Below are 23569 nucleotides of genomic sequence, written 5' to 3'. Positions count from 1 at the left end.
ACACTGGTAGCACGTCATTCGTGCTGGATCGCGTGGCAGCAGCGAGCTGCGTCTATAAAGAGCCGCGCGACCGCAGCGTTTATAATCCGGCATGACTCGAATCCCGCACCACTTCTCCCCGCCGCCCGCCGCGCACGACTGCCGCGTCTCTTGCCACATCCCGGCGGTCGCATGAAAACACCGAAACGTTTGCTCCCGCTAGTCGAGGAAGGCCTGATCGACGAAGTCATTTCCCAATTGATGAGCGGTAAGGAAGCCACCGTGTACGTGGTGCGCAGCGGCGACTCCACGCGCTGCGCAAAGGTCTATAAGGATGTCAAACAGCGCAGCTTTCGTCAGGCTGCGTCGTATCGCGAAGGTCGCAAGGTCAAGAACAGCCGTCAGCAACGCGCGATGGAAAAAGGCAGCCGCTACGGTCGCGAGGTGCAGGAACAGGCCTGGCAGAACGCCGAAGTCAGTGCGCTTTTCCAGTTGGCCAACGCCGGTGTGCGCGTGCCGCAACCCTTCATTTGCAGCGACGGCGTGTTGCTGATGGAACTCGTGACCGACGCGGAAGGCAACGTGGCGCCGCGTCTGAACGACGTCGATCTGAGCGAGGCGCGCGCGCTCGAACTGCATGCACTGCTCGTCAATCAGGTCGTGCGTATGCTGTGCGCCGGCATGATTCACGGCGATCTGTCCGAATACAACATTCTGCTTGCCGCCGACGGTCCCGTGATCATCGACCTGCCGCAAGCCGTGGACGCCGCCGGCAACCTCGAAGCGCCCGCGATGCTGGAGCGCGACGTAAACAACCTCGCCACGTATTTCGGCCGCTTCGCGCCCGCGTTGCTGAAAACGAATTACGGCAAGGAAATCTGGTCGCTTTACGAAGCCGGCGCATTGCACGTGGATGCGCAGTTGACGGGTCACGTCGAAGCCGATACGACGCCGGTCGATCTCGAAGCCGTCCTGCAGGAACTGGAGGACACGCGGCTCGAAGAAGAGGCGCGTCAGCGCCATGAAGAAGCGCTGCGCAGCGGCGCCTGACGCTCAGTGAGAGGCCGCACGCGGCCTTCGGAAGAAACGATCAGGCGCCGCCGCAGCGCGACGCGCTAATCGAAGCCGCCTTTGCGCCCGGTGCCGGCCCCACGGACTCGCGCATTGTCACGCTCACCGGGAACTCGCGGAATATCTCCCACGTGGTTCGATAGCACTCGTTGAGGAGCCAGCGCACCGCGTTTTGCGTCAGTTCGGCCGTTGGAATATGCACCGACGTGAGGCCGGGCGCGGCATAAGCGGCGGAGTAATCGTCGTCGTAACCGATCACCGACAATTCGTCCGGCACCGAAATGCCAGCCTGGTGAAAACGCGCGAGCGCGCTGACCGCCATTGTGTCGTTCGCGCAGAAAAGACCCGTATAACGCCGCTTCGAATCGAGCAGTTTCTGCGCGGCGGCATAGCCGCCTTCTGGCGAGAAGTCAGATTCAATCAAGGTCACGTCGCTGCGGGAAATGCCAGCGCGCTCGAGTTCGGCGAAGAAGCCTTCGAGCCGCGTCAGGTTGTCCGAAGCCGTAAAAGGCCCGGAAATCACGGCGATTTCGCGGTGGCCGTGCTCGAGCAGCGTGCGCGCCGCCAGTTCGCCGCCGTGCCGATGATCCGCGCAGAACGAGGCTTGCGGGAACTGGTCGAACGCCCGATTGAGGAACACCATTTTCGGATGCATTCGATGCAGTATGATGAGGTCTTCATCGTGCAGATCATGGCTGATCACCACGACGCCGTCGCAATCGCGGCCAATCAGAAAACGCACCGCCTCGATGGCCTGCTCGCGCGGCGACACTTCTCCGCAGCCGGTTGCGACCACCACATGCCGGCGCACCGCGCGTAGCTCAGTGTCGGTCTGTTTGAGGATGGTGCCGTAATAGGAGCCGAAAAACGTCGGCACGAAAATACCGATCATGCCGAGCGACTGCATGGCCATCGCGCGGCCGATGGAAGACGGACGGAAGTTCAACTGCTCGATTGCAGCCCGCACGCGCGCTGCGGCGTCGGCCGAAACCGGGCCCTTGCCGGAAATAACCCGCGACGCGGTCGACATGCCGACACCAGCGAGCGCCGCGACATCTTTCAGTGTTGCCACACGGTTCTCCGTCACACCATGCCGTTTTCCACGACACGCACACCGGCGCGTTACAAACGCGCACCGCTCGCCGCGTCGAAGAGCGAGACATGTGTGCTGTCGAGCGAGAACGCCAGCGTATCGCCCGGCACTACCGGGGTCTTGCTTTGGTCGATCGACGCGATCTGCTCTCCATGATAGTCGAGCCAGACGACGCGGTGGTTGCCCATCGGCTCCACGAGCGAAACTTTTGCGCGCTCGCCAGCGCCTTCGCCGGTCTGCGTTGGGCCAATGCGTACATCTTCTGCGCGAACGCCTAGCACGCATGGCCGGGGCGAAGATTGCGGCTGTGATTCGCCGGACTGATCGACGAACGCGTAGTTCGACACGTCGAGCCGCCACTGCCCTGTGCAAAAATGCAGCGAGCCGTCGCGCTGCTCCAGCGTGCCGTTGACCTGGTTCATCGCGGGCGTGCCGAGAAACGTAGCTACAAAGAGATTGGCGGGCCGCGCATAGACTTCCGCAGGTGTGCCGAACTGCTGGATCGCGCCGCCTCGCATGACGGCCATGCGCGTGGCGAGCGTCATCGCTTCGACCTGGTCGTGCGTCACGTAGATCATCGTTGCGCCGAGACGCTGGTGCAATTGCTTCAACTCACGGCGCAGTTCGGTACGCAGTTTGGCGTCGAGATTCGACAGCGGCTCGTCGAATAGAAACACGTCGGCTTCGCGCACGATCGCGCGGCCTATCGCCACGCGTTGCCGTTGCCCGCCCGACAGTTGCGCCGGCTTGCGTTTGAGCAGCGGCCCGAGTTGCAGCATCTCGGCGGCACGCGCCACACGCCGCGCGATTTCCGCCTTCGGCGTACCGTTGATGCGCAACGCAAACGACAGATTGCGCTCCACGCTCATGGTCGGATACAACGCGTACGACTGGAATACGAGTGCAATGCGGCGATCTTTCGGATCGGCCCATGTCATGTCCTCACCGGCGATTTCAATGTTGCCGTCGGTCACGTCGATCAACCCGGCAATGCTGTGAAGCAACGTCGACTTGCCACAACCCGAGGGCCCGAGAAGCACGACGAATTCGCCGGCTTGCACGTCGAGATCGAGGTTTTCGATCACCGTGTTACCGCCGAGCCGAATGGTCAGATTGCGTACCGCAACGTTCGCCGCATGCGTAGTGTCCGCGGCGCCGGCGACGCTGGGCGCGTTGTCGATCTGTGCCGCGTCCGCAGCTTGAGTCATGTCAGCCGCGCCTGTCAGTGGACTTGCGAGCGTGTTCGCCTGTTTAACCGCGTAGGTCATCGCTTTACCCTTTGACCGCACCCGACGCAATGCCGCGGACAAACCAGCGGCCCGAAATGAAGTACACAGCAAGCGGCACCAGCGAGGTCAGAATCGTCGCCGCCATGTTGACGTTATAAAGCCGCTCGCCGGTCGTCGTATTGATGATGTTGTTCAGTTGCACCGTCATCGGCAGATTCTTCGTGCCGGCGAACACGAGGCCGAGAATGAAGTCGTTCCAGATGCCCGTCACCTGCATGATGACCGCCACCACGATGATCGGTGTGGACATAGGCAGCATCAGCTGGACAAAGATACGCCAGAAACCGCCGCCGTCGATGCGCGCCGCCTTGAAAAGCTCTTGCGGAATCGACGCGTAGTAGTTGCGAAACAGCAGCGTCATCACAGGCATGCCGAAGATCGTATGAATCACGACGATACCCGGCAGAGAACTGAACAGATGCACGCTCGCGAGCACCCGCACGAGCGGATAGACCATCACCTGCACGGGGATGAACGCGCCCATCAGCAACACGCCGAACAGCATGCCCGCACCGCGCGGACGCCAGAACGACAGCGCGTAGCCGTTCACAGCGCCGATAGCAATCGATAACACGGTGCTCGGCACGACGATACGCACGGAGTTCCAGAAGCCCACCTGAATGCCATTGCAATCGAGCCCCGTGCACGCGGACTCCCACGCCGCGCTCCATGCGTGCAGCGTGAAATGCGCCGGAAGAGCGAGCAGGTTGCCGAGACGGATCTCGCTCATCGGTTTGACGGACGTGACTAGCATCACGTAGAGCGGCAGCAGAAAAAATAGCGCCGCGCTGAGCAGAAACAGATAAACACCAACGCGCGCCGGTGCGAATGCCGCACGGCGGCGCCGCTTTGGCGCGGTATGCGGCGCGGCGCTTTTCAGCGGAGAACTGAGCGTGTTCATCACACCTCCTTGCGCAACGCCGCGCGGCTGCGGGCATAGAAGAACGGCGTGAGAATCGCGAGCACGGTGACGAGCAGAACGATCGACGCCGCCGACGCGAGGCCGATGTTCGCGCGGCCAAACAGATAGTCCATGATGAACTTCGCCGGCACCTCGCTCGCGGTGCCGGGGCCGCCTTGAGTCATTGCGACCACGGCGTCGTAGAGCTTGACGACCATCACGAAAAGCAGCACGAACGCGGTGGAGATCGACGGTCCGAGCATGGGCACGACGATGCTCGCATAGACCCGCCAGCGCGGAATGCCGTCGATACGCGCGGCTTTCCACAACTCGTCGTCGATGCCGCGCAAGCCCGCCAGCAGCAACGCCATCACGAGACCCGACGCCTGCCATACGGTGGCGATGACGATCGTGTAGATCGCCCAGTCCTGGTCGACGATCCAGTCGAAGCGCGCATGAACGAAACCGAGCTTATGAAGCACAGCCTGCGCGCCGAGCTGCGGATTCAGAATCCACTGCCAGACAAGGCCCGTGGCAACGAACGACATCGCGTACGGATACAGAAACACGGTGCGCAATGCGCCTTCAGCGACGACACGTTGATCGATAAAGATGGCGAGCAGCAAACCGATCGCCATGCACGCGACAATGAAACATGCGCCGTAAATCACGATGTTTTGCAGCGACAGCAACCAGCGGCCGTTGTTGAAGAGCCTCACGTATTGCGCCAATCCCGCGAAGTCGCCCGATGGAAACGTGCGCGAATTGCTAAGCGAAACACGCGCGGTCCAGACCATCGTGCCGAGATAGGCGAACACGACGGTCAGGACCATCGGCAGCAATGCGAGCCATGCCGCAATCGAAAAACGCTTCTTTAGCGGCTTTTTCAGGGGCTTTTTGCGGGACCCTGAGCCGGCCCGCGACGCATGCAGCCTGATCGCGTGCATATTGCGCCTAGCTCTTCAACGCGCCGGCAAACGCTTTTTGCGCGTCGTCGACCGACTGGTTCTTGTTCCAGAAGTTGGTGACGACGTCGATCAGTGCGCCTTGCGTATCGGGTGAAAGCAGCATTTCCGGATTCGGCAACTGACGCGACTTGTCCTTCATGATCGCAATGCCCTCCTTCGCGCAGATGTCGAGAGCACCGGCATCCACATCGGGGCGAATCGGAATCGAGCCTTTCTTTGCGCTGAATGCGACTTGCGCGGGCGGCGAGGTCATCACCGTGGCAAGAAGGTTCTGTGCTTTCACGGTGGTGGCGTTATCGCTCTTCGGAAACACGAATACGTCGCCCGCCACGAGGTACGGCGAATGCGGGCCGAAGCCCGGGAAGCAGCCAAATTCCTTGCCCGCGCTCTGCTTCGCCGCCGAGAATTCGCCTTTCGCCCAGTCGCCCATGATCTGCACACCGGCCTTGCCGGAAATGACGAGCGCAGTCGCATCGTTCCAGTTGCGGCCGGGCGAGCCTGCATCGACGAAATCGTGCAAGCGCTTGAATGCAATCAACACCTTTTTGAACGCGTCGGATTTCACCGCATTCGCGTCGTGGTCGCGATACACCTTGAGATACAGGTCGGGGCCGCCAACGTCGGCGAGCACGGCATCGAAAGTGATTTTTTCCTGCCACGGCTGGCCGCCGAATGCGAGCGGAATCACGCCAGCGGCTTTCAGCTTGCCGAGATCGGCGATGAAATCGTCGTAGCTCTGCGGCTCGGTGGTAATGCCGGCTTTCTGGAACGCGGGTTTCGAGTAGAAAAACCAGGCCGGCATATGAATGTCGACCGGCGCGGCATAGTAGTGCCCTTTCACCTTGATGCTGTCGAGTATCGACTGCGGGAACACGCCGCTCCAGTTCTCTTTCGCGGCGACGTCGTCCACATTGTTGAGCAGCCCCTGATCGATCAGGTCGTGAAACTGTTTCGACGTATTGAACTGCGCTGCCGTGGGCGGATCGCCGCCGACAATACGGTTGATCGCGGTGGAGCGCGCCTGATCCGCGCCTGCAACTGCGTTATCGACCCACTGACCGCCGGCCTTGTTATAGGCATCGGCAAACTGGCGGATCGCGGCGGACTCGCCGCCCGACGTCCACCAGTGAATCACGTTGGCCTTCAGAGGCTCCGCATGCGCAAGCACGCCATACATCGCCAATGCCGCAACCATCACTCGCAAGACCGTTTTTCTGCTGTTCATTCCGTCTCCTCCGAAGGCTCGCGCCCGTGTCTCAAGTCGACATGCAAACCAGCTTCTGTTTCTTTTTCGTTGCTCTTTCGTTGCCTCTTAGATGCGCTGGCTTCTCTCTTTTCGCTCCTTGAGGAATTGCGACACCAGTTCGGCGCTGCGCTTCAGCGTGCGTTTCTGCGTGACGTAATCGACATGCACGATACCGAAACGGCGCTCATAGCCGAATGCCCACTCGAAGTTGTCCATCAGCGACCACAGGAAATAGCCGCGTATATCGACGCCGGCCTTGATCGCTTCGTCCACCGCCGCAAGATGGCGCTTCAGAAACGAAATGCGCTGCGTGTCGTTCACGCGTCCGTCGATCACCGCGTCGTCGGAGGCCATGCCGTTTTCGGTGATATACACCGGCGGCAAGTTCGCATACTCGCGGCTGAAGCCGATCAGCAGATCGCGCAAACCGTCCGGATACACTTCCCATCCCATCTGCGTGCGCTCGACGCCTTCCAGCGGCACGTCCTTGAAGCCATGCGCGCCGTCGCTCGCGACATTGGTGCGAAAGTAATAGTTGATGCCGAGAAAATCGAGCGGTGCCGAAATGGTCTGCATGTCGCCGTCGAGTATCAACGGCTCGGTGCCCGGCCATAATTCGAAAAGCGCCTGCGGATATGTGCCCTTGAGCAAGGGATCGAGAATCCACGCATTGTGCTGAATCTCGAACAGGTGCGCGGCGCGCCGGTCCTCGGCACTGTCGCTGTTGGGCGTGCCGCGCCCGATATTCGCGACGATGCCCTTCTGCGAGGCCGGATCGTTCGCACGCAGTACAGGCAGTGCGAGTCCGTGCGCGAGCAGCAGGTGATGCATTGCCTGGGTGGCGAAGCGCCCGTTGGCAAGACCGGGCGCGTGATGGCCGTTGCCATAGCCGAGATATGCGGAGCACCACGGCTCGTTGAGGGTCGCCCATGCATCGACGGTGCCGGCCAGCTCGCGGCTCATCAGATCCGCGTAATCCGCGAAACGGTATGCGGTTTCGCGATTGAGCCAGCCGCCGCGATCTTCCAGATGCTGCGGCAAATCCCAGTGATAAAGCGTCACGAAGGTGGTGATGCCCTTCTCTTTCAGACGCGTCAGCAGGCGCTTGTAGAAGTCTAGTCCCTTGCGATTGGGCGCGCCGTTGGCGTCCATCACGCGCGGCCACGCAATTGACAAGCGGTAGCCGTCGAGCCCAAGTCCGGCGAGCATTTCAACGTCGGCTTCCCAGCGATGATAGTGATCGCATGCCACTGCGCCGCTGTCGCCGGCGAGCACTTTGCCGGGCGTCGCGCAGAAGGTGTCCCAGATGGATGGCAGGCGGCCGTCTTCGTCGACCGCGCCTTCGATCTGATACGAGGCGGTGGCTGCACCCAACAGAAAGTTCTTGCGCCACAGCGCCGAGTCGGCGGCAGGCATGAACGGATCGGCGGACGAATGAGAGGAAAGTGCGTCGTGTGCCACGGATTCTCCATGCAAGCGAATGCTCGGCTGAGTTGAGTGAACCGGGTACGGCGAAATACGCGAAGCGACTGCATTGACAGCTGCGAAGGCAGAAGTGGAAGCGCTTCCATTCAACGCTCGCGAACAATATCAGTGGCCTCTTCGACGCGGCAATCAGGGTTTGTCTGGAGCGGTGCTGGCAAGCCGTCTCAACGCATGCCCGACGCATTGATCAGCGCCGCGCTGCACCGGAAATGCGGCGCGATCGCAGGCCTCGCATGGGCTTTTCCAATCCGCCGAGACCTGCCTCTTCATTGCGGTGCTTGCAGTAACAACAGAGGATAGCCTTTTACCGTGTGAGGCAATCATCGTCTTGCAGGCTCTCGCGGGTGACGCCCGTTATTTAATGGCGCCGCTCTATTCAACGGACAGTGAGCGCCGCGCCCGCCGCTTCCGCGCGCTTCGCGACAAAATTCCAACGCAGCGCTGTGGCCGTCTCAACGGGCGCCGGCAGAAGCCCCGCTCGGTAAAACGTGTCGGCGATCTTTTGCTGTTCACCGAAGTTCTGCGTATCCACTGCCCGCACCGCGTAACTGCGGCGTCCGTTCGCGCGCTCGATGGTCGCGGCATCCAACCCCCAGATCGGCGCGAGCAGCTTCGCTGCGTCGTCGGGATGGCTGCGAACCCAGGCTCCCGCCGACGACAACTGCGCGAAGACGGTGCCGATCACGTCCGGGTGGGCTGCGGCAAAGCTACTCGACGCGAGGTAGTACCGCTGATACGAGGCAAGGTCTGCGCCGTTGGCGAGGATGCGTACGTCCGGCGCCTGGTCGACAGCCGCGACATACGGGTCCCATGTGACCCATGCGTCCACGCTGCCGCGCTCGAATGCGGCGCGTCCGTCGGCGGGCGTGAGATAGCTGATGCGCACGTCGGCGGGTGCGAGACCTGCCTTGGCGAGCGCGGCGAGAAGCAGGTAATGGCTGCCGGCGGCCTTGGTCACCGCGATACGCTGGCCTTTCAGGTCGGCGAGCGTATGCACGGGCCCGTTGCGCTTCACGATGATGGCCTGAGCGCCGGGCGACGGCGCTTCCTGTGCGACGTAGACGAAGCGCGCATGAGCCGCCTGCGCGAACACCGGAACCGTGTCGGCAACGTCGGCGCTGAAGTCGACCGCGTCGGCGTTGAGCGCCTCGGTCAACGGCAAGCCGCTCGCAAACTCGTTCCAGCTAATGCTCACGCCAAACGGAGCCAGCGCCTGCTCGAGCGAGCCGCGCGCTTTCAGGATGGTGATGAGTGTCGAAGACTTCTGATAGCCGATCCGCAGCTTCACAGGAGGCGGAACACTGCCGGTGGTTTGCGCGTGCGCAGCGCTGACAACGAGCAACGAGCTCAGCGCCACTCGGGCGAGCAATCGAAAGATAGAAAGTGTCACGGCTCGAAATTCCGGTGAGGTCAATGCAATGAAACTGCGATCGTAGCAACGGCGGATCGCACGGGTAAGCGAGCGTTTTAACTATGCTTAGCAGATGAACGCATAACGCTTAGTCTCTTCCGGCATATCAATGCCAGAATTGATTGGTGGTCGCGGATCAACGGCCGATTGAAAATCAAAAGGATCGACAGACGCAGTCGCGCGTTCACTCTCGCGCTTCGCGTCGCCCACTTCCGCATCCGAAACCGTCCATGACCACGACCCGGCCTCGCCAGCTACATCTGAACGTCAACATTCTCCACTCGGGGTTCGTTCCTTCTGCGTGGCGCGTCGAAGAAGCCGATCCACGCGCGTTCATCGACATCGATCATTACGTGCGCGTCGCGCGGATCGCCGAGGCCGCGAAATTCGACGCGGTGTTTCTCGCGGACAACGCATCGATTGCCGATCAGATCGACTTCCGCCCTATCACCGCGCTGGAGCCCACCGTGCTGCTGGCCGGCATCGCATCGGCCACGACGCATATCGGCGTGATCGGCACCGCGTCGACCAGTTACAACGAGCCGTACAACATTGCGCGGCGCTTCGCGACGCTCGATCATCTGAGCGGCGGACGCTCGGGCTGGAACATCGTGACGACCGCCGATCTGGGCTCGGCGCGCAATTTCGGCCGCGACGCGGTGCCGGATCATGCAGAGCGCTACGAACGCGCGGCCGAGTTCACCGACGTCGTGAAAGCGCTGTGGGATAGCTGGGAAGACGACGCGTTCATCGGCGACAAGGCGAGCGGGCGTTTCATCAACACGGCGAAAGTGCACCGCATCGAACATCGCGGCAAATACTTCAGCGTCGACGGTCCGCTCAATCTGCCGCGCAGTGCGCAAGGGCATCCGGTGCTGATCCAGGCGGGCGGGTCGGCGGACGGTCGCGATCTCGCATCGCGCTACGCTGAAGCGGTGTTCTCGGCGTCGCAATCGTTCGACGAAGCGGCGGCCTATGCGCGGGAACTCAAATCGCGCGCGGCGGCGTTTGGACGCGGTGACGAAGCGATTCGCGTGCTGCCGGGTCTCACCACCATCATCGGTGCGACTGAAGCGGACGCGCTGCGCCGTCGCGACGAACTGGTGGATCTGATTCCATGGAGTTACAGCCTCACGCGGCTCGCGGGCATTCTCGGCGTGAGCGTGGAGCGGCTGAAACTCGACGAGCGTCTGCCCGACGATCTCACGTTGCCCGGCGGCGGCAACGGCAATCACACGTTCTTCCGCGCGACGCTCGCGCAAGCACGCAGCAATGGCTATACGGCGCGTCAGTTGATCCGCGCGCTGGCGGGCGGCGGCGGACATCGCGTAATTGTCGGCACACCGGAACAGATCGCCGACGATATCGAACACTGGTTCAAAGGCGGCGCTGCCGATGGTTTCAATCTGATGCCAGATGTGCTGCCCGGCGGCTTGCAGGATTTCGCGGACGGCGTGGTGCCGCTTCTGCAACAGCGCGGCATTTTCCGCATCGAATACGAAGGACGGACACTGCGCGAACACTTCGGTTTGCCGCGGCCGGTGAGTGGCCGCCGATACTTTGAAGCACGACAGGAAGCTGCGATTGCGTGAGCGGCGGACGTCGTAGCGATAGCCGTAACAGTCCCGCTATTGACGCCTTCGGCTTCGTGCATCACCCCACAGTTGCCACCAGACGCCAAGCGGTGCGACCGGTAGCCGAGCAACGTTAGACCGATGCCCGTTCTGGACTCAAGGCGCCATCTTCGCCACGAGAAATCAAGAAGCCGACTCTGCTATCAACCGGCATCTTGATCGATGTCGTCGGGCTGGAAGATGCCACCGCGCAGATCACGCCAGGCGCTTCGTAGGCAATCGCGACGACGGCGCCGTTTCCCGATTACCTCACCTGGCCGACACTTTCTCGTGACGAGCGAGCAGCATATGTGCGAGCCATTGCAATCCGCCGCATAGCATCAGATAGACGAAGCCGACGAACAGAAAGATCTGTGCTGGATACACCATCAGGCGGTTGTTGAGCTGGTTTGCAAGGAACGTGAATTCCGGCACGCCGACAATATATGCGAGCGACGTATCCTTGATGAGCGACACCCATTGGTTGACGAACGAAGGCATCATCACGCGCACGGCTTGCGGCAGGACGACCTCGCGCAGCGCCTGCCAGCGCGTGAGTCCGAGCGACAGGGCCGCCTGCCGCTGCCCTTCCCCGATCGAAACGATGCCCGCGTGCACGGAATGCGACAGGTAGGCTCCACCGATGAGCGCCAGCGCGCACACGACCGTCGCGAGCCCGGGAACGTTCACCTTGAGCAGGACGGGCATGAGAAAGAACGTCCAGAAGATCAGCATCAGGACGGGAATGGCGCGAAAGAAAGCGACCCACGCGGTCAGCAGCACATGCACGAAGCCGCGTGTCATGGCCAGCGCGATACCGCCCGCGAGGCCGAGCATCGCAGCAAGCAACGCCGAGGCGACTGAGAGCGCATACGTCAACGCGACGCCGCCGAGCGGCCCCGAAGGAAACGCGCCCAGCAGAAGATAGCGCAGCGAGGCAATCCAGTCGAAGCCGCTCATGCACGACCTCGCCGCAGTGCGCGCACGCCCGTGTGCTGCCAGAGCACCAGCGCCACCTCGATGACCGCAATCGTCAGCACATAAAACACCGTAGCCGTGCCGAATGCCTGGAACGTCCTGAACGTCTCGGTATCGACCTGACGCGACATGTACGAAAGTTCGGCGACGCCTATAGCCATCGTGAGCGACGAGTTTTTCACCAGGTTCATGTATTGCCCCGCGAGCGGCGGCGTAGCGATGCGCAGCGCCTGCGGAAGGATCACGTAGCGCAGCGTCGAGTAGCGGCTCATGCCGAGCGCGGCGGCTGCCTGCTGCTGCGCTCGACTCACGCCGCGCATCCCGGCGCGAAACTCTTCGCCGATGAACGCCGCCGAGTAGAACGTCAACCCCACACAGCCGGCGAAGAGTTCGAAGCTCGGCCAGCGCAGCACAATGGGCCCAAAGGCCACCGCATGCGGCGTATTGAGCCAGGCCATCCACTCGGACGGCAGCAAGGCGGCCGCGCCGAAATACCAGAACAGCAATTGCACGAGTAGCGGCGAATTGCGGAACACGAACACATACAGTGCCGCGCCCCGCGCCAATACGGCGTTACGCTCCGTGCGCGCGACGGCCAGCACGAAGCCGAGCAGCGTCGCGCAGATTCCCGCACACGCGGAAAGCATCAGCGTGACAGCAAAGCCTTGCTCCAGCCACGCGAAGTATTTCGGTTCAAGCCAGGTTTGCATGATCGGCCAACGCGATTCGTAAATAGCGAAGCCCGAGGCCACTCAACATGTGGAAGCGGCCCCGGGCATCGACGGCAATCGGCAAGCTCAATTGCTCTTTTGCGAATCGCCGATCCTGAACAGACGCGGCAGCGGAGCAGCACTCTTCGGCCCAAACCACTTGTCGTAGATCTGCGTGGCCTCGCCGTCCGCCTCGAGTTTCGTGAGCGTGCCGTTCACGGCGTCGAGCAGGCGCGTCTCGCCCTTCGGCACGCCGACGCCTTCGTAGTCGTTGGAAATCGTGAAGGGTGCGATCTCGTAGTTCGTCTTGTCCGGCACGCGCGCAAGAAGCGCGACCAGTTTCGGTCCGTCCTGTGTGATTGCCTGCACGTTGCCCGTGCGAAGCGCTGCGAATGCAAAGGGCGTGTCGTCATAGGCGACGATGGTGGCATTCGGGAACTTCGCCCGCACCTGCTGTTCGTTAGTCGTGCCCTTGTCCGCGCCAATGCGCAAGCTGTTGATCTGATCGGGCGACTTCAGCACGCCTTTCTTCGCGATGAACTGCGTGCCCGATGCGAAATATGGCGTGCTGAAATCCACTTCCTTCTTGCGCTCGTCGGTAATCGTGAAGTTCGCGAACACGAGATCGACCTTGCCCGACTTCAAAAACGCGATGCGATTGGCCGGATTAGTCGGCTGCACTTCCAGCCTGACGCCGAGGCTCTTCGCCACGGCGCGTGCATAGTCGACGTCGAGACCGACAATCTGGTTGTCCTTCGGATCGACAAAGCCGAACGGCGGGTTGCTGTCGAACGCCGCAACGCGCAGCACGCCCGCCTTCCTGATGTCGTCCAGACGATCCGCGTGAGCGGCGTTGGACGCCACCATCAGCAGTGCCGCGAGTACCGCGCCCCAAGTCCTGATTTTCATTGTGATGTTCCTTTTCGTTGCGCCGGTGCGCGTCGCAGTGCGTCGCACTGCAACGGCGCCGTGGCGAGGTCCGCACTCTAACGGCGCGGTGTGCGCAACGGAACCAAGTTTTTGTCAGGTCCAAAGCAAGCACGGAGATTTGGACAGACGCCGAGGGGCGGCAGGTGAAAAACGCGCTCGCCGTTCCGCTCAGCGCGTTTGAAATTTCACAACGACTGCGCACGAACAAACACGCTCGGGTTATCTGCGTGCGCCACCGCTCAGAGAGGCACCGTGCGGGTATGCTTACTGCTTCCTCGCGAGCACAGACCGCGACGCGTCACAGCTCTTGTCGCGCGACACAATGGAGAATCGACATGCGCCTCGATGATGAAGTAGAAAGCCAGAACGTCGAAGACCGGCGAGGCGGAGGAATGCGGTTGGGCGGCGGCATCGGCATTGGGACGATTGTGATCGCTCTGGCCGCGTCGTACTTCTTCGGCATCAATCCGATGACGATTATCAACGGTGCGCAAGTGCTGCAAGGCAACGCGCCGCAGCGCAGTGCGACGACAAACGCGCCGCCCGCCGAAGATGCCGGCAGTCACTTCGTGCGTCGCGTGCTCGGCAACACCGAACGCACCTGGCAGCATATCTTTCGCACGCAGTTGAATCAGGACTATCCGGCGCCGAAGCTCGTGCTCTTCAGCGACGCCACGCGTACCGCATGCGGCACCGGCCAGTCCGCGATGGGCCCGTTCTACTGTCCGCCGGACCGCACGGTTTATATCGACTTGTCGTTTTACCGCGAACTGCGCGACCGCTTCGGCGCGGGCGGCGACTTCGCGCAGGCGTATGTCATCGCGCATGAGGTGGGGCATCACATACAGAACGTGGTGGGTATCTCCGACAAGTACGAAGCGGCGCGTGCGCGCATGTCGCAGGCGCGCGGCAATGCGCTGTCCGTGCGGCTCGAATTGCAGGCGGATTGTTTTGCGGGCGTGTGGGCAGCGGTCGCGCAGCAGTTGAACGCGAAGCTGATGGAACCGGGCGACTTCGAGCAGGGGTTGACCGCAGCGGGCGCGATCGGCGACGACCGGTTGCAGCGGCAATCGCAGGGACGCGTCGTGCCCGAGGCATTCACGCATGGCACGAGCGAGCAGCGGCAGCGGTGGCTGCGGCGCGGCCTCACGACGGGCGATATCCGCCAGTGCGATACGTTCTCGGCGCAGTCGTTGTGATCTCGGCGTGGCGTCAAGCGTCGCGCGTGGAGACGCTGTAGTGTCATGCCAGCCAGCGAGCGCGCTTTGTCGCCTCGCGGCGTGAACAACGCGAGCGCCGCGGCGACGATGAACAGCGCGGGCACACCGCCCGCCAGATGGCCGGGATGGCGCGCCTCGTCCATCTGCGATCATCAGCGGGCAGTCCGAATGGCTGCTGTGCAGCGAGATTGGGTATCGCGTCTGACGAGTACCGCACACTCTCGAGATCCCTACAAACAAAAAACTAACTTTACATAACACTTTCAACTATAAAATCAGGACGTGCGGCGAACGGCCTTGTCTCGCCGCATGCCCTCTGCCCGCCGGCCTTGCCGGCGGGCTTTTTTTGACTCATCTGCATGAGTCCCCGCCATTCCTTCAAATCCCTTTCATATCAGGAAAGACGCCGGATCAAGTCCGTATTCTTTCGCTTGACTTACTTGATATATCACATACTGTATCGGTTCGACCAACGCTTTCACGACATCTAAAAGGTCGGCCGCGGAGCTGCTCGTCCGCAATCACAAGACAAGGCATACCAAAGGAGACAGTGATGAAAACGGATCATCAGGAAGGAGCGTCGTCGTGGGTAGCGTCGCCGTGGGTGCAACTCGTATTCGGTGTGATCTGCATGGCGATGATCGCCAACATGCAGTACGGCTGGACCTTGTTCGTCAATCCGATCAACGAAAAATATCAATGGGGCCGCGCGGCGATTCAGGTCGCGTTCACGATCTTCGTCGTGACTGAAACATGGCTGGTGCCCGTTGAAGGTTATCTGGTCGACAAGTACGGGCCGCGCCCGGTTGTAGTCGGTGGCGGCCTGCTATGCGCGATTGCGTGGGTGCTGAATTCGGTGGCGTCGTCGCTGCCGTTGCTCTACATCGCGGCGGCCATCGGCGGCGTCGGCGCGGGCGCGGTCTACGGCACCTGCGTGGGCAATGCGCTCAAGTGGTTCCCTACTCGTCGCGGCCTTGCAGCGGGAATCACCGCAGCCGGTTTCGGTGCGGGGTCCGCGGCCACTGTCATTCCGATCTCCAACATGATCAAGAGCAGTGGGTACGAAGCGACCTTCCTGTCGTTCGGCCTCGGCCAGGGCATCATCGTCGTCCTGCTCGGGCTCGCCTTGCTCGCGCCGCCGGCCAGTTTGCTCGCCACCGCAAAAAGCACGATCAAGCGCGTGGTCTACAACGCCACGCCGCGCGAAGTGGTGAGCTCGCCGGTGTTCTGGGTGATGTACCTGATGTTCGTGATGATGGCTGCGGGCGGCCTGATGGCTACCGCGCAACTCGGACCGATCGCGAAAGACTTCGGCCTGCACGATTCTCCGGTTTCGTTGCTCGGGTTGACGTTGCCGGCGCTGACTTTCGCATTGACGATCGATCGCGTGCTGAACGGTTTGACGCGGCCGTTCTTCGGCTGGATCTCGGATCGCATCGGCCGGGAGAATACGATGTTCATCGCATTCGCGATCGAAGCGGTCGGCATTCTGGCGCTGTCGAAATACGGCCAGAGTCCTGTGGCATTCGTCGTGCTGACCGGCATCGTGTTCTTCGCGTGGGGCGAAATCTACAGCCTGTTCCCCGCCACGTGCGGCGATACGTATGGACCGAAATTCGCGGCTACGAATGCGGGCCTGCTCTATACCGCAAAAGGCACGGCTGCGCTGCTCGTGCCGTTCACCAGCGTCATTACGGCAGCAACCGGCAACTGGCATGCCGTCTTCATGCTTGCGTCCGGCATGGCGGCAGCAGCCGCGCTGCTCGCGCTCTTCGTGCTGAAGCCAATGCGGCGCGCGCACGCGGCGCGTCACGCGAGTCCGGCGAGCGAGAGCGCTTATAGCGGCGCATTGATAAGCGAATCGGCGCGCGTCTCGGCCGACGGTGGCTGATCAGTGTTATCAGTGTTAATCGAACGGGCCGCATCGCCGCACAGCGGCGACTGCGTGTCCGGGAATGCGGGAGTACGATCTCCCGATCCGCACGACCGATATGACTGAACACGCACGGGAATAAATGAGTGACTGCCGGTGTTCACCGGAAAAGGCGCGCTGTAGCCTGACGTTCGACGGACAGCTGAAGCGCATCTCGCAGTCGCCTCTATCGTCACTCCACACTACCGTGAGCCACACATGAACGTATCCGAACGCCTCGCGCAGCTGGGGCTCCAATTGCCGCAGCCGATCAACCCGCTCGGCTCCTATCGAACGGTGTCCGTTTCAGGCAGTCAGCTCTATGTCTCCGGTCTCGGTCCGTTCGAGGATGGCAAGCCGATGGTCGGGATAGTCGGCGGCGATATGTCTCTCGAAAGGGCTCAGCACGCGGCACGCCTGACGATGCTGATGATCCTGGCCTGCGTCGATCAGGCATGCGGGCTCGACAATGTCGACAGATGCAGCCGACTCACTGTCTACGTGCGCGCTGAACAATCGTTCACGCAACATCCGCAAGTGGCCAATGGCGCGAGCGACCTTCTGTTGACGTTGTTTGGTCAGAGCAAGCTTCCGGCTCGCAGCGCCCTTGGCGTGCACACGTTGCCAATGGGCATCCCCGTCGAGATCGACAGCATCTTCGAGTTGAAGCGGTGAACATGAGCCGGCACACGTAAGAAACTACTCGCCATATCCCACCCCATTGCGACGTCTTAACTGCACCACATCGCGAAGTGGAGGCGCCCCGAACAGCCGGCTATATTCGCGGCTGAACTGCGAGGGGCTGTCATACCCGACCCTGACAGCCACCGACCCGACATCTCCCTTCTGTCCAAGCAGCAGCTTTCGAGCTTCGTGAAGCCGCAGTTGCTTCTGATACTGCAGCGGACTCAGCGTCGTGACGTTCTTGAAGTGATGATGGAACGACGACACGCTCATGTTCACCTCTTGCGCCAGCATCTCGACCCGCAAGATCTCGGTGTAGTGATTCTGGATCCACTCGATCGCGCGCGCGATCCGGTAGGTCTGACTCCCATTTACGGCGATGTGTCGCAGCCGCTTGCCCTGCTCGCTCGTCATCAACCGGTAGAGCAGCTCCTTTTCGACGAGCGGCGCGAGAACAGGAATGTCACCCGGAGTATCGAGCAATCGCACGAGTCGCAGCGCCGCGTCGAAAACCGGTTCCGATAGAGAGCCCACGGCGATGCCCTCGCCCGCCGACACCGCCCCCGGCTCCGGCAGAGACAACTGCGTCGCCAGTTCCGCAATGCACTGTGGATCGAGCGTGAGCTTCACGCATAGATAAGGCGCTTCGGACGACGCTCGCGTGACCTGCGATGTCATCGGCAGATCGACGGACGTCACGAGGCAATGCAGATGATCGTAGTCGTAAGCCTGCCCCGCGACCACGACCCGCTTGGCCCCTTGCGCCGCGAACACGAATGCGGAGTTCGTCACGCCGCAGCCGAGATCGGCGGGCGCCGAGTACCGGTAGAAAGCCAGAGACGGAATCGCAGTCTGGTGCGCGCCGTCGACTGGGGCGAACCGGCTGACGAGCGCGGCCAGTTCGCGGCGTGCCGCTTCGCGCGACGCCGAGGGATCCATCCCGGAAGAAGCCAGATTCATGTGCATTGAACTCCGTTGACGGAAGCGAGCATACTCAACCGCTGCCAGACTGCCACGTCCGGCTCGTTCGATTTGCAGAATTGTTCAATATTTTTGCAGGATTGTGTAAGCGGAACGGCAAGCCGTCGGTCACACTGCCGCGTACACCCGGCGCCAAGTTCGGGCTTTCCCCACCGGAGAGGTTCCATGTCCACATCGTTTGTCCTGAACGGCAAGAACGTCACGCTCGACGCCGATCCCACCACGCCGCTCCTCTGGGCAATTCGCGAGAACGCCGGCCTGCACGGCACCAAGTTCGGCTGCGGCATGGCGCAATGCGGCGCCTGCACGGTTCATCTCGAGGGCGAGGCCACGCGTTCGTGCGTGCTGCCGCTCGCCGCCGTCGCGGGCAAGCGCATCACGACCATCGAAGGTATCGAAAGCCGGCCCGCGAAGGCGATCCAGGCCGCATGGGTCAAGTTGCAGGTGCCGCAGTGCGGATACTGCCAGTCCGGACAGATCATGTCGGCCACCGCCTTGCTCGAACACAACGCCACGCCTACCGACGCCGATATCGACGCCGCAATGAACGGCAATCTGTGCCGCTGCGCAACCTACACCCGGATACGCGCGGCCGTCCACGAAGCAGCCGCCACCCTGAAGGCCTGACCATGACGACCGGATCTGATCTCAAGGACGCAGTCCGCCCGTCGCGCCGGACCTTTCTCAAAGCAGCCGGCGCCGTCGCTGCAGTCGGCGCGAACATCGGCCTCACCATCGGCTTCGAGTGGGCGGGCATGGGCCGCCGCGCGCTCGCCGCCACGATGCCCGACGCGACGTTTGCACCCAACGCCTTTCTGCGCGTCGCGCCTGACAACAGCGTGACCGTCGTCGCGAAGCACGTCGAGATGGGCCAGGGCGCGTACACCGGTATCGCGACCATCGTCGCCGAAGAACTGGACGCGAACTGGCAGGACGTACGTGTCGAGAGTGCGCCCGCCGACGCAAAGCGCTACGCGAATCTGGCCTTCGGCACGATGCAGGGCACGGGCGGCAGCTCGGCAATGGCGAACTCGTGGATGCAACTGCGCGAAGCCGGTGCGAAAGCGCGTGCAATGCTGGTCTCGGCCGCCGCCGCACAGTGGAAGGTCCCCGCAACGGAACTCGTGACGCGCGACGGCAGCGTGCACCACGCGGCCACGAACCGCAGCGCAACCTACGGCTCCCTCGCGTCGGCCGCTGCACGGCTGCCGGTGCCGCAGAAGGTTGCGCTCAAATCGCCGAAGGATTTCCGCTTGATCGGCCATCAGTTGCCGCGCGTCGACGTGCCGCCGAAAACCGACGGCACCGCGCAGTTCACACTCGACGTCACGTTTCCCGGCATGCTGGTCGCGCTACTGCAGCGTCCGCCGCTCTTCGGTGCGACGGTCAGGTCGTTCGATGCGTCGGCGGCGAAGGCAGTGCCCGGCGTCGTGTCGGTCGTGCAGGTGCCGGGCGGCGTCGCGGTGGTCGCAAAGGGCTTCTGGGCGGCGAAACAGGGCCGCGATGCGCTGAAGATCGAATGGGACGATTCAAAGGCGGAAAAGCGCAGCTCGGACGCGATCATGGCCGAATACCGGCGGCTCGCCGAGCAGCCGGGCGCAACCGCCCGCAAGGACGGCAATGCGGAGCAGGCGCTCTCAGGCGCGGCGAAGAAAATTTCCGCATCGTACTCGTTCCCGTATCTCGCTCACGCGCCGATGGAGCCGCTCGACGCGGTCGTCAAACTCACCGCCGACAGCTGTGAGATCTGGGCCGGCGATCAGTTCCAGACCGTTGACCAGGCCAATGCCGCGCGCACGGCCGGGCTCGACCCGCAGCAGGTGAAGATTCACACGCTGTACGCGGGCGGCAGCTTCGGGCGGCGTGCGAATACGCGCTCGGACTATATCGTCGAGGCCGTGTCGATCGCCCGCGCGCTGGGCGCGAACGGCACGCCGGTCAAGCTGCAATGGACCCGCGAGGACGACATCCACGGCGGCCTCTATCGGCCCATGTACTTCCACAAGCTGGACGCGGGGCTGACAGCGGACGGCAAGCTCGTCGGCTGGCGGCACCGGATTGTCGGCCAGTCGATCCTCGGCGACACACCGTTCGCGAGCGTCATGGTCAAGAATGGGATCGACGCGACCTCGGTCGAGGGTGCCGCCAACCTGGCCTACGCGATTCCGAACATCTCGGTCGAACTGACGACCACGCAGACCGGTGTGCCGGTGCTGTGGTGGCGCGTGGTCGGCAGCTCGCACACGGCATTCGCGGTCGAGGCGTTCATCGACGAGGCCGCGCACGCCGCAGGCAAGGACCCGTTCGCTTTCCGCCGAGATCTGCTCGCGCACGAACCGCGCATGCGTGCCGTGCTCGAACTCGCCGCGCAGAAAGCCGGCTGGGACCCGGCCAAACCGTTGCCCAAAGGCCGCGGGCGCGGCATCGCCGTCGCCGAAGCGTTCAAGACGTTCGTCGCGCAAGTGGCCGAGGTTTCCGTCGATCCGGACGGCAACGTGAAAGTGGAGCGCGTTGTCTGTGCGGTGGATTGCGGCACGCCGATCAATCCGGACGTGATTGCTGCACAGATGGAAGGCGGGATCGGTTTTGGCCTCGGCGCGGCGTTGCACAGCGCGATTACGCTGAAAGACGGCAAGGTCGAGCAAAACAATTTCGACGCTTATCAGGTGCTGCGAATCGCCGAAATGCCGAAGGTCGAAGTGCATATCGTGCAGTCGGGCGAAGCGCCGACGGGCGTCGGCGAGCCGGGTGTCGCGCCTGTCGGGCCGGCGGTTGCGAACGCAATTTTCGCAGCCACGGGCAAACGGCTTTACGACTTGCCATTCCCGAGCGCTGCGGGGAAAACCGTCTGACAGGCACTCGCGGGGCTACCGGCTTTCCGGCCGGAAGCCTCGCTGCCGGAGCACGACACCGTCACTAACATATTGAAAATAATTCAATAAACGTCCCGATGTGTCGATAACAGGTTCAGCCGCTTTTCCGTTGCGGTTGGACTTCACATGCAGAGCTCATACAACCCCTGGCTAGGGCAATGTCGTTTGTCGTGGCGACGCTTGCGTCGTACACGGCACTCGACCTCACCGGCCGCATCTTCTTGCTGGCTTCGCCGCGGTTGCGGCACGTCTGGCGCATGGGCGGCGCGGCGGCGCTCGGCGTCGGCATCTGGTCGATGCACTTCGTGGCCATGCTGGCATTTTCGCTGCCCATTCCGCTCGGCTACGATTTCGCGGACACGGCCTATTCGCTTGCACTGGCTGTGGGCGCGTCGTATCTCGCGCTCTGCCTGACCACTCAGGCACGGCTCACGGCCGCGCGCCTGCTGGGAGGCGGCGCCTTCATGGGCGCGGGCATCGCCGGCATGCACTACAGCGGAATGGCCGCTTTGCGCATGTCGCCCGGCATCAGCTATCAACCGGCCTGGTTCGCTGCCTCGCTCGCGATTGCCGTTGGCGCTTCCACGGCCGCGCTGTGGATGGCGCGCGCGCTCAGTAACGACGACGCACGACACGTGGCGCGCAAGCGCTTTGGCGCAGCGCTCGCAATGGGCGTTGCGATCAGCGGCATGCATTACGCCGGCATGGCGGCCGCCGAGTTCGCGCCAGGCGCGATCTGCGGCGCGGCGGCCGGCGTGAATGCCGCATGGCTCGCCACTTCGGTGATCCTGTTCACGTTCGCGATACTGATCGTCACGTTGCTGCTGTCGCGTTTCGATGCACGCACGAGCTTCCTCGTCGGCGCGGTGTCGAAGCTCAACGGGCAGATCCTGCGCCTCGCCACGCTCGACACGCTGACCGGATTGCCGAACCGCGCCACGCTGACCGAGCGCATCGAGAGAGCGATTCATGCCTCGCGCCGGCAACGGTCGCTCTTCGCGATCCTCTTCATGGATCTCGATGGCTTCAAGACGATCAACGATTCACTCGGCCACTCGGCCGGCGACCAGGTACTGTCCGCGTTCGCGCAACGCTTGCTGGTTTGCGTGCGCGCCGGCGACACCGTCGCGCGCCTCGGCGGCGACGAATTCGTGGTGCTGTCCGAGAACCTGGCTTCGCGCAACGACGCGGCCGCGCTCGCAGAAGGTGTGCTCGAGCGTATGCGGCGCGATACATGGGCCGACTCACAACCGCTTCAGGTGATGCCAAGCATCGGCATTGCATTGTTTCCCGAGGACGGCGACACCGTCGACACGCTGCTCAAGCACGCGGACGCCGCGATGTACGAAGCGAAGCGCGCCGGCCGCAGCACCTATCGCTTCTTCGAACGGAGCATGAACGAAGCCGCGACGCGCACGCTGCAGATTCAGAACGCGTTGCGCGAGGCGTTGGCCGAGGGTCATTTCACGCTGCACTTCCAGCCCAAATTCGACGGCAAGAGCGAGTCGCTTGCGGGCGCTGAAGCGCTGATCCGTTTGCATCATCCGCAACTCGGCACGCTTGCGCCGCTCGAATTCATTCCGATCGCAGAGCGCTCCGGGCAGATCGTGCAGATCGGCTACTGGGTATTGCGCGAGGCGTGCCTGCAGATTCGCCGCTGGGCGGCGCAAGGCCTGCCGCCCGTCAAGGTGGCGATCAATCTGTCACCGCGCCAGCTATTGCAGGCGGATCTCGTGCCGACCATGCTCGATATCGTGAAGGCAGAGGGCGTCAGATGCGAACAGATCATGTTCGAGATCACCGAAACGGTGGCAATGCATGACGCGCCCCGAACCATCGAGATGCTTCGGGAATTCCAGGCAAGCGGTTTCGAAATCGCAATCGACGATTTCGGCACCGGCTATTCCAGCCTCGCGTATCTGCAACGGTTTCGCGTGAAGCAACTGAAGATCGACCGCTTCTTCACCAACGGTCTCGACGCGCACGGCGCCGAAGGCAGCGCGATCGTTTCGGCGATCATCGCACTCGCGCATTCGCTGGAAATGGATGTGGTGGCCGAAGGCGTCGAAACCGAGTCGCAACTGCACATGCTCAAGGCAATGCGGTGCGACGAAATGCAAGGCTTCCTGCTCGGCAAGCCGCTGACCGCGGACGACTTCGGCGATTTCCTGCGCGGAACCGCGGTGACGGCGGACGTCTGCTGAACGGCCAACCGGCGCAACGTC

The 23569-nt window shown here is 62.5% G+C and carries 18 protein-coding genes and 1 pseudogene; 8 read left to right on the top strand and 11 right to left on the bottom strand.

Annotated elements, in window-relative coordinates; genetic code table 11:
• The first annotated feature begins 171 nt into the window (after positions 1-171).
• Entirely contained in the window at positions 172-1029 is an 858-nt protein-coding gene (locus RW095_RS18115; RefSeq protein ID WP_128584706.1) for a PA4780 family RIO1-like protein kinase, read from the top strand.
• Positions 1030-1069: 40 nt separating this feature from the next.
• Here the strand turns inward: RW095_RS18115 and RW095_RS18110 are convergent, their stop codons facing one another.
• The 7 genes from RW095_RS18110 to RW095_RS18080 form a co-directional block, all read right to left on the bottom strand.
• Complete coding sequence (locus tag RW095_RS18110; RefSeq protein WP_317017360.1) at positions 1070-2122, bottom strand: LacI family DNA-binding transcriptional regulator; 1053 nt, start codon at positions 2120-2122, stop codon at positions 1070-1072.
• Between the two features lie 50 nt (positions 2123-2172).
• Positions 2173-3351 carry an ABC transporter ATP-binding protein gene (locus tag RW095_RS18105; RefSeq protein WP_317017359.1) on the bottom strand — a complete coding sequence of 393 codons (1179 nt, stop codon included), beginning with the start codon at positions 3349-3351 and terminating at the stop codon, positions 2173-2175.
• Positions 3352-3415: 64 nt separating this feature from the next.
• Positions 3416-4333: a carbohydrate ABC transporter permease gene (locus RW095_RS18100; protein ID WP_317017357.1), complete on the bottom strand. Its 918-nt coding sequence runs from the start codon at positions 4331-4333 to the stop codon at positions 3416-3418.
• On the bottom strand, positions 4333-5280 hold the full coding sequence (locus RW095_RS18095; RefSeq protein WP_317017356.1) for a carbohydrate ABC transporter permease: 948 nt from the start codon (positions 5278-5280) through the stop codon (positions 4333-4335). The genes RW095_RS18100 and RW095_RS18095 overlap by 1 nt, the downstream gene beginning before the upstream one ends.
• Positions 5281-5287: 7 nt before the next feature.
• Positions 5288-6526 (bottom strand): ABC transporter substrate-binding protein, encoded by a 1239-nt coding sequence (locus tag RW095_RS18090; RefSeq protein ID WP_317017354.1) that lies wholly within the window; start codon positions 6524-6526, stop codon positions 5288-5290.
• An 87-nt stretch (positions 6527-6613) separates the two neighbouring features.
• Entirely contained in the window at positions 6614-7963 is a 1350-nt protein-coding gene (locus tag RW095_RS18085; protein ID WP_317019882.1) for a GH1 family beta-glucosidase, read from the bottom strand.
• Between the two features lie 445 nt (positions 7964-8408).
• Positions 8409-9422, bottom strand: a complete 1014-nt coding sequence (locus RW095_RS18080) for an aliphatic sulfonate ABC transporter substrate-binding protein (RefSeq protein WP_394365093.1) — start codon at positions 9420-9422, stop codon at positions 8409-8411.
• A 251-nt stretch (positions 9423-9673) separates the two neighbouring features.
• Between RW095_RS18080 and RW095_RS18075 the strand changes: the two genes are divergently transcribed.
• Positions 9674-11035 (top strand): LLM class flavin-dependent oxidoreductase, encoded by a 1362-nt coding sequence (locus RW095_RS18075; protein WP_317017353.1) that lies wholly within the window; start codon positions 9674-9676, stop codon positions 11033-11035.
• Between the two features lie 291 nt (positions 11036-11326).
• On the opposite strand, the gene RW095_RS18070 is transcribed toward RW095_RS18075, so the two are convergent.
• From RW095_RS18070 to RW095_RS18060, 3 genes are all read right to left on the bottom strand, one after another.
• Positions 11327-12016 (bottom strand): amino acid ABC transporter permease, encoded by a 690-nt coding sequence (locus RW095_RS18070; RefSeq protein ID WP_317017351.1) that lies wholly within the window; start codon positions 12014-12016, stop codon positions 11327-11329.
• Positions 12013-12744 (bottom strand): amino acid ABC transporter permease, encoded by a 732-nt coding sequence (locus tag RW095_RS18065; protein WP_317017350.1) that lies wholly within the window; start codon positions 12742-12744, stop codon positions 12013-12015. The genes RW095_RS18070 and RW095_RS18065 overlap by 4 nt, the downstream gene beginning before the upstream one ends.
• Before the next feature lie 87 nt (positions 12745-12831).
• Entirely contained in the window at positions 12832-13653 is an 822-nt protein-coding gene (locus tag RW095_RS18060; RefSeq protein WP_317017348.1) for an ABC transporter substrate-binding protein, read from the bottom strand.
• A gap of 356 nt (positions 13654-14009) precedes the next feature.
• Here RW095_RS18060 and ypfJ point away from each other — a divergent pair, with 356 nt between their 5' ends.
• From ypfJ to RW095_RS18045, 3 genes are all read left to right on the top strand, one after another.
• Positions 14010-14873: a KPN_02809 family neutral zinc metallopeptidase gene (ypfJ, locus tag RW095_RS18055; protein WP_128584698.1), complete on the top strand. Its 864-nt coding sequence runs from the start codon at positions 14010-14012 to the stop codon at positions 14871-14873.
• 574 nt (positions 14874-15447) lie between these two features.
• Positions 15448-16785: an oxalate/formate MFS antiporter gene (oxlT, locus tag RW095_RS18050; protein WP_317017346.1), complete on the top strand. Its 1338-nt coding sequence runs from the start codon at positions 15448-15450 to the stop codon at positions 16783-16785.
• 240 nt (positions 16786-17025) lie between these two features.
• The gene (locus tag RW095_RS18045) at positions 17026-17481 is read left to right on the top strand and encodes a RidA family protein (RefSeq protein WP_317017344.1); all 456 of its coding nucleotides are present in this window, start codon (positions 17026-17028) and stop codon (positions 17479-17481) included.
• Between the two features lie 24 nt (positions 17482-17505).
• Here the strand turns inward: RW095_RS18045 and RW095_RS18040 are convergent, their stop codons facing one another.
• Positions 17506-18450: an AraC family transcriptional regulator gene (locus tag RW095_RS18040; protein ID WP_317017343.1), complete on the bottom strand. Its 945-nt coding sequence runs from the start codon at positions 18448-18450 to the stop codon at positions 17506-17508.
• 186 nt (positions 18451-18636) lie between these two features.
• On the opposite strand from RW095_RS18040, the gene RW095_RS18035 reads away from it, so the two are divergent.
• From RW095_RS18035 to RW095_RS18025, 3 genes and pseudogenes are all read left to right on the top strand, one after another.
• The gene (locus RW095_RS18035; protein ID WP_317017341.1) at positions 18637-19098 is read left to right on the top strand and encodes a (2Fe-2S)-binding protein; all 462 of its coding nucleotides are present in this window, start codon (positions 18637-18639) and stop codon (positions 19096-19098) included.
• 2 nt (positions 19099-19100) lie between these two features.
• Complete coding sequence (locus RW095_RS18030; RefSeq protein ID WP_317017340.1) at positions 19101-21323, top strand: xanthine dehydrogenase family protein molybdopterin-binding subunit; 2223 nt, start codon at positions 19101-19103, stop codon at positions 21321-21323.
• A 147-nt stretch (positions 21324-21470) separates the two neighbouring features.
• Positions 21471-23548 (top strand): annotated as a pseudogene (locus tag RW095_RS18025) (putative bifunctional diguanylate cyclase/phosphodiesterase).
• Positions 23549-23569: the final 21 nt, after the last annotated feature.

The sequence above is a fragment of the Paraburkholderia kirstenboschensis genome (genome assembly GCF_032806925.1).
Taxonomy (GTDB): Bacteria; Pseudomonadota; Gammaproteobacteria; order Burkholderiales; family Burkholderiaceae; genus Paraburkholderia; species Paraburkholderia kirstenboschensis.
The sequence above is the reverse complement of the archived record's forward strand: the minus strand, read 5'-3'. Positions and strand labels throughout refer to the sequence as shown.

Bases quoted from the DNA above. Each gene is read 5' to 3' on its own strand.
- RW095_RS18115 (WP_128584706.1), top strand. From the start codon at position 172: ATGAAAACACCGAAACGTTTGCTCCCGCTAGTCGAGGAAGGCCTGATC.
- RW095_RS18105 (WP_317017359.1), bottom strand. From the start codon at position 3,351: ATGACTCAAGCTGCGGACGCGGCACAGATCGACAACGCGCCCAGCGTC.
- RW095_RS18100 (WP_317017357.1), bottom strand. From the start codon at position 4,333: ATGAACACGCTCAGTTCTCCGCTGAAAAGCGCCGCGCCGCATACCGCG.
- RW095_RS18095 (WP_317017356.1), bottom strand. From the start codon at position 5,280: ATGCACGCGATCAGGCTGCATGCGTCGCGGGCCGGCTCAGGGTCCCGC.
- RW095_RS18090 (WP_317017354.1), bottom strand. From the start codon at position 6,526: ATGAACAGCAGAAAAACGGTCTTGCGAGTGATGGTTGCGGCATTGGCG.
- RW095_RS18085 (WP_317019882.1), bottom strand. From the start codon at position 7,963: ATGCCTGCCGCCGACTCGGCGCTGTGGCGCAAGAACTTTCTGTTGGGT.
- RW095_RS18075 (WP_317017353.1), top strand. From the start codon at position 9,674: ATGACCACGACCCGGCCTCGCCAGCTACATCTGAACGTCAACATTCTC.
- RW095_RS18070 (WP_317017351.1), bottom strand. From the start codon at position 12,016: ATGAGCGGCTTCGACTGGATTGCCTCGCTGCGCTATCTTCTGCTGGGC.
- RW095_RS18065 (WP_317017350.1), bottom strand. From the start codon at position 12,744: ATGCAAACCTGGCTTGAACCGAAATACTTCGCGTGGCTGGAGCAAGGC.
- RW095_RS18060 (WP_317017348.1), bottom strand. From the start codon at position 13,653: ATGAAAATCAGGACTTGGGGCGCGGTACTCGCGGCACTGCTGATGGTG.
- ypfJ (WP_128584698.1), top strand. From the start codon at position 14,010: ATGCGCCTCGATGATGAAGTAGAAAGCCAGAACGTCGAAGACCGGCGA.
- oxlT (WP_317017346.1), top strand. From the start codon at position 15,448: ATGAAAACGGATCATCAGGAAGGAGCGTCGTCGTGGGTAGCGTCGCCG.
- RW095_RS18045 (WP_317017344.1), top strand. From the start codon at position 17,026: ATGAACGTATCCGAACGCCTCGCGCAGCTGGGGCTCCAATTGCCGCAG.
- RW095_RS18040 (WP_317017343.1), bottom strand. From the start codon at position 18,450: ATGAATCTGGCTTCTTCCGGGATGGATCCCTCGGCGTCGCGCGAAGCG.
- RW095_RS18035 (WP_317017341.1), top strand. From the start codon at position 18,637: ATGTCCACATCGTTTGTCCTGAACGGCAAGAACGTCACGCTCGACGCC.
- RW095_RS18030 (WP_317017340.1), top strand. From the start codon at position 19,101: ATGACGACCGGATCTGATCTCAAGGACGCAGTCCGCCCGTCGCGCCGG.